This window comes from Mycobacterium sp. (assembly GCF_035653355.1).
Classification (GTDB): domain Bacteria; phylum Actinomycetota; class Actinomycetes; order Mycobacteriales; family Mycobacteriaceae; genus Mycobacterium.
The window spans coordinates 1-5,896 of record NZ_DASRBZ010000177.1 but is presented as its reverse complement, the minus strand read 5'-3'; the positions used below and the strand labels follow the sequence as shown (position 1 = coordinate 5,896).

Genomic DNA, 5,896 nt, shown 5'->3' with positions numbered 1-5,896 from the left:
GCAGGCGGTGGTGGCCAACGCCGACCGGATTCTGGCAGCTAACGCCGAAGACCTGGACGTGGCACGCGCCGCTCGGACACCGGCCGCGATGATCGACCGGTTGGCGCTGGATCCGAAGCGCATCGACGCAATCGCCGCCGGGTTGCGCCAGGTGGCCGGCCTTCCCGACCCGGTCGGCGAGGTACTGCGCGGCTACACGCTGCCCAACGGCCTGGCGCTGCGTCAGCAGCGGGTGCCCCTGGGCGTGGTCGGGATGGTCTACGAGGGCCGCCCCAACGTCACCGTCGACGCGTTCGGGCTGGCGCTCAAGTCGGGTAACGCCGCACTGCTGCGCGGCAGTTCGTCGGCCGCTCGATCCAACCAGGCCCTGGTCGAGGTGCTGCGCAGCGCCCTGCTCAGCGAAGACCTACCCGCCGACGCTGTTCAGCTGCTCGACAGCTCGGATCGCTCGACCGTCACTCATCTGATCCAGGCCCGCGGGCTGGTCGATGTGGTGATCCCGCGCGGGGGAGCAGGTTTGATCGATGCGGTGGTTCGCGACGCGCAGGTGCCCACCATCGAAACCGGCGTCGGCAACTGCCACGTCTACGTGCATGAAGCGGCCGATCTCCAGGTCGCCGAACGGGTTCTGCTGAACTCCAAGACACGCCGCCCCAGCGTCTGCAATGCCGCCGAGACGCTGCTGGTCGACGCCGCGATCGCCGACGAGGCCATGCCCCGGCTGGTGGGCGCGCTGCAAGACGCCGGGGTGACCGTGCACCTCGACCCCGACCAGGACCATCTGCGCCGCGAGTACCTTTCGATGGACATCGCGGTGGCGGTCGTCGACGGCGTCGACGCTGCGGTTGCCCATATCAACGAATACGGCACCGGACACACCGAGGCCATCGTGACCACGAACCTTGCTGCAGCGCAACGGTTTACCGAAGGCGTGGATGCGGCCGCGGTGATGGTCAACGCTTCGACGGCGTTCACCGACGGCGAGCAGTTCGGGTTCGGCGCCGAGATCGGCATCTCCACCCAGAAGCTGCATGCCCGCGGACCGATGGGACTGCCCGAACTGACCGCAACCAAGTGGATCGTGTGGGGAGACGGCCACACCCGCCCCGCCTGACCCCTTTAAGGAGACTCGCATCGTGACCGTGCCCGCCCGACCGATCCCACTGTTCGCCGACATCGACGATGTCGCGCGGCGACTGGCCGAGACCGGCTACCTGCCCGATACCGCCACTGCGACCGCGGTGTTCCTCGCCGACCGGCTCGGCAAGCCGCTACTGGTCGAAGGCCCGGCCGGGGTCGGAAAGACGGAACTGGCCCGCGCGGTCGCCCAAGCCACCGGCTCCGGTCTTGTTCGCTTGCAGTGCTATGAGGGCGTCGACGAGGCGCGGGCGCTTTATGAGTGGAACCACGCCAAGCAGATTCTGCGCATCCAGGCCGGCTCTGGGGACTGGGAGGCGACCAAGGCCGACGTGTTCAGCGAGGAGTTTCTGCTGACCCGCCCACTGCTGACTGCCATCCGGCGCACCGAGCCCACGGTGTTGTTGGTCGACGAGACCGACAAGGCCGATATCGAGATGGAGGGGCTACTGCTGGAGGTGTTGAGCGACTTCGCGGTGACGGTTCCCGAGTTGGGCACCATCACCGCCGAACGGGCGCCCTTTGTGGTGTTGACCTCCAACGCCACCCGCGAGCTGTCCGAGGCGCTCAAGCGGCGGTGCTTGTTCTTGCACATTGACTTTCCCAGCCCGGAGATGGAACGGCGCATCCTGCTGTCCCGTGTTCCCGAGCTGCCCGTGCATCTGGCCGACGAGCTGGTGCGCATCATCGGCGTGCTGCGCGGGATGCAGCTGAAGAAGGTGCCCTCGATCGCCGAGACCATCGACTGGGGCCGCACGCTGCTGGCGCTCGGGCTGGACACCATCGACGACGCGACGGTGGCAGCCACACTCGGCGTCGTCCTCAAGCACCAGTCTGACCAGCAGCGCGCGGCCGGCGAACTGCGGCTGAACTGATGGCCGTTCGCCGCGTTCGCCCCAGCCAGCCGCTGGCCCCGCACGGCCTGCCCGGCCACCTCGTGGGCTTCGTGGAAGCGCTTCGGGCGCAAGGTATTTCGGTTGGGCCTTCGGAGACAGTCGACGCGGGCCGGGTGCTGGCCACCCTCGGCCTTGGTGATCGGGAAGTGCTGCGCGAGGGCATCGCGTGCGCCGTGCTGCGCCGACCGGATCACCGCGAAACCTACGACGCCATGTTCGACCTGTGGTGGCCGGCGGCGTTGGGGGCTCGAGCGGTGGTCACTGAGGAAAAGGCCGGTGAATCCGACCTGCAGCTGCCGCCCGACGACATCGAAGCGATGCGGCAGATGCTGGTCGATCTGCTGACCGCAAACGAGGATCTGGCCGACATGGACGAGCGGCTGGTGGCCATGATCGCTCAAATCGTCGAGGCTTACGGCAAATACAGCTCCAGCCGCGGCCCCTCGTACTCGTCGTATCAGGCGCTCAAGGCGATGGCGCTGGACCAGCTCGAAGGCCGGCTGCTGGCCGGGCTGCTCGCCCCGTACGGCGACGAGCCCACCCCCACCCAGGAACAGATCGCCAAAGCCCTCGCTGCGCAAAAGATTACCCAGCTGCGCAAGCTGGTCGACGCGGAGACCAAGCGGCGCACCGCCGAGCAGCTCGGCCGCGACCATGTCCAAATGTACGGCATCCCACAGCTTTCGGAGAACGTCGAATTTCTGCGCGCGTCGGGTGATCAGCTGCGCCAGATGCGCAGGGTGGTGGCGCCGCTGGCCCGCACCCTAGCCACCCGGTTGGCCGCCCGGCGTCGCCGCGCCCGCGCCGGGGCGATCGACCTCCGCAAGACGCTGCGCAAATCGATGTCCACCGGCGGTGTGCCGATCGACGTGGTGCTGCGAAAGCCGCGCCCGGCCCGGCCCGAACTGGTGGTGCTGTGCGACGTGTCGGGATCAGTGGCCGGGTTTAGCCACTTCACCCTGCTGCTGGTACATGCACTGCGCCAACAGTTTTCTCGCGTGCGGGTATTCGCGTTCATCGATACCACCGACGAGGTGACTCACCTGTTCGGGCCTGACGCCGATCTGGCGGTGGCGATCCAGCGCATCACACGCGAGGCCGGTGTCTACACCCGCGACGGACATTCCGACTACGGCAACGCGTTCGTCTCGTTCACCGAGGGCTACCCGCATGTGCTGTCGCCGCGCAGCTCGTTGCTGGTGCTCGGTGATGGTCGCACCAACTACCGCGACCCGGCCCTGGATGTTCTGGCGCACATGGTGACCGCCAGCCGGCACGCGCACTGGCTCAACCCGGAGCCGAAGCACTTGTGGGGCAGCGGCGATTCGGCGGCGCCGCGCTACCAGGACGTGATCACGATGCACGAATGCCGGTCGGCCAAGCAGCTCGCGGCGGTGATCGACCAGCTGTTGCCGGTCTGACGTTTTTGCCGCGAGCGTGCGTGTTTGTACGCACTTGCTCGGCGTGTCGCGTACAACCGTGCACCCTCGAACCAAGATCTGCTCCAGCTGAGCAGGCCAGGCCGCTCCAGTAAGCTGGCAAACCGTGCAAAAGCGGCGTCGCAGGCTGGGCGTGATGGGTGGGACGTTCGATCCCATCCATAACGGCCACCTGGTCGCAGCCAGCGAAGTTGCCGACTTGTTCGAGCTCGACGAAGTGGTCTTTGTGCCGACCGGCCAGCCCTGGCAGAAAGACCGGCACGTCAGCGCCGCCGAAGACCGCTACCTGATGACCGTGATCGCGACCGCCTCCAACCCCCGCTTTTCGGTGAGCCGGGTCGACATCGACCGCGGCGGCCCCACCTACACCAAAGACACCCTGCGCGATCTGCATGCACTCAACCCGGATTCCGAGCTGTACTTCATCACCGGCGCGGACGCACTCGCGTCGATTCTGTCGTGGCAGGACTGGGAGGACATGTTCGCGATAGCCCGATTCATCGGGGTGAGCCGTCCCGGCTACGACCTGGGCCGCGAACATCTCGGCGACGTCCTCGACGGGCTGGCCGACGACGCGTTGACGTTGGTCGAGGTCCCCGCTCTGGCGATCTCGTCCACGGACTGCCGCCGCCGCGCCGAAGAGCACCGCCCGCTGTGGTACCTGATGCCCGACGGCGTGGTGCAATACGTGTCCAAGCGGCGGCTGTACAGCAAACCAGGGGACCAGACGTGACGGCCAGCCAGGAGGCCATCGACATGGCCACCGTGGCCGCCAGCGCCGCCGCCTCCAAGCTCGCCGATGATGTCGTGGTGATCGACGTCTCCGGGCAGCTGGTGATTACCGACTGCTTCGTCATCGCCTCCGCGTCCAACGAGCGGCAGGTCAACGCGATTGTCGACGAGGTTGAAGAGAAAATGCGCCGCGCCGGTTACAAGCCGGCCCGCCGCGAGGGCGCCCGCGAAGGCCGCTGGACACTGCTGGATTACGTCGACATCGTCGTGCACATCCAGCATCAAGACGAACGCAACTTCTATGCCCTGGACCGGCTGTGGCGGGACTGCCCGCAGGTGGCTGTCGATCTGGAACGCACGTCATGACCACGCGGCTGCTGGTGATGCTGCGGCACGGGCAAACCGAATTCAACGCCGACACCCGGATGCAAGGGCAACTGGACACCCAGCTGAGTGAGTTGGGCCGCGCCCAGGCCGTCGCCGCCGCCGAGGTACTGGGCAAGCGCCAGCCGCTGCTGATCGTGTCGTCGGATTTGCGGCGCGCCTACGACACCGCGGTTGTGCTCGGGGAGCGCACCGGCGTGCCGGTTCGGGTCGACGGCCGGTTACGCGAAACCCATCTGGGGGACTGGCAAGGGATGACGCATGCGCAGATCGACGCCGACGTTCCGGGCGCGCGGCTGGCCTGGCGCGAGGACGCTTCGTGGGCGCCGCATGGCGGAGAGAGCAGGGTCGACGTGGCCGCGCGGAGCGTGCCCGTGATCGCCGAGCTGGTCCAGGCTGAACGCGAGTGGGGCAGCGACGATCGACCAGTGGTTGTGGTGGCGCACGGCGGTTTGATCGCCGCGTTGACGGCCGCGCTGCTGCAGCTGCCGGTGGACAACTGGCCTGCGCTGGGCGGTATGGGCAACGCCAGTTGGACCCAATTGAGCGGACACTCCGACGCAGACGGCGGCTTTGACCGCATCAGCTGGCGTCTTGACGTTTGGAATGCTTCGGCGCAGGTCGCGGATGATGTCTTCTGAGACGCGGCCTGTCCTGCTGATCTTCGCCGATTCGCTCGCGTACTACGGGCCCACCGGCGGCCTGCCGGCCGATGACCCCCGCATCTGGCCGAATATCGTTGCAGCACAGTTAGACTGGGATGTCGAGCTGCTCGGCAGGATCGGCTGGACCTGTCGTGACATCTGGTGGGCTGCCACCCAGGACCCGCGGGCCTGGGCAGCGCTGCGCAGGGCCGGCGCGGTGATCTTCGCCACCGGCGGGATGGATTCGCTGCCGTCGGTGGTGCCCACGGCGCTGCGCGAGCTCATCCGCTATGTGCGCCCACCGTGGCTTCGGCGCTGGGTGCGCGACGGCTACGGCTGGCTGCAGCCCCGGCTCTCACCGGTGGCGCGGCCCGCGTTGCCACCGCACCTCACCGTCGAATATCTCGAACAGACACGCGGCGCAATCGATTTCAACCGACCCGGTATACCGATCGTGGCGTCACTGCCCTCGGTGCACATTGCCGAGACCTACGGCAAGGCGCACCACAGCCGCCCGGCGACCGCGGCGGCCATCGCCGAATGGGCTGAGCAGCATGGCATCCCGCTGGTCGACCTCAAAGCCGCGGTGGCCGAACACATCATGAGCGGCCGGGGCAACCCCGACGGTATCCACTGGAATTTCGAGGCGCATCAAGCGGTCGCG

General features: G+C 67.4%; 7 protein-coding genes. All 7 read left to right on the top strand.

Translation table 11 applies throughout. The features are described 5' to 3' along the window. The coding region (locus VFA16_RS05870; protein WP_324966916.1) for a glutamate-5-semialdehyde dehydrogenase at nt 1–1,114 on the top strand (1,114 nt) is incomplete at its 5' end. A 22-nt stretch (nt 1,115–1,136) separates the two neighbouring features. Continuing rightward, nucleotides 1,137–2,012, top strand: coding sequence for a MoxR family ATPase (locus tag VFA16_RS05865; RefSeq protein ID WP_324966915.1), 876 nt, complete (start codon nt 1,137–1,139; stop codon nt 2,010–2,012). Further along, the gene (locus tag VFA16_RS05860) at nt 2,012–3,454 is read left to right on the top strand and encodes a VWA domain-containing protein (RefSeq protein ID WP_324966914.1); all 1,443 of its coding nucleotides are present in this window, start codon (nt 2,012–2,014) and stop codon (nt 3,452–3,454) included. Before VFA16_RS05865 ends, VFA16_RS05860 begins: the two co-directional genes overlap by 1 nt. A 124-nt stretch (nt 3,455–3,578) precedes the next feature. Continuing rightward, entirely contained in the window at nt 3,579–4,205 is a 627-nt protein-coding gene (gene nadD, locus VFA16_RS05855) for a nicotinate-nucleotide adenylyltransferase (RefSeq protein WP_324966913.1), read from the top strand. Next, a complete protein-coding gene (gene rsfS, locus VFA16_RS05850) occupies nt 4,202–4,570 on the top strand; it encodes a ribosome silencing factor (protein WP_324966912.1) in 369 nt (122 codons plus the stop codon). Before nadD ends, rsfS begins: the two co-directional genes overlap by 4 nt. Continuing rightward, on the top strand, nt 4,567–5,229 hold the full coding sequence (gene gpgP, locus VFA16_RS05845; protein ID WP_324966911.1) for a glucosyl-3-phosphoglycerate phosphatase: 663 nt from the start codon (nt 4,567–4,569) through the stop codon (nt 5,227–5,229). The genes rsfS and gpgP overlap by 4 nt, the downstream gene beginning before the upstream one ends. After that, nucleotides 5,219–5,896 (top strand): diglucosylglycerate octanoyltransferase (octT, locus tag VFA16_RS05840; RefSeq protein WP_324966910.1); only part of this gene is annotated, 678 nt, incomplete at its 3' end. The genes gpgP and octT, both read left to right, overlap by 11 nt.

Bases quoted from the DNA above. Each gene is read 5' to 3' on its own strand.
- VFA16_RS05860 (WP_324966914.1), top strand. From the start codon at position 2,012: ATGGCCGTTCGCCGCGTTCGCCCCAGCCAGCCGCTGGCCCCGCACGGC.
- gpgP (WP_324966911.1), top strand. From the start codon at position 4,567: ATGACCACGCGGCTGCTGGTGATGCTGCGGCACGGGCAAACCGAATTC.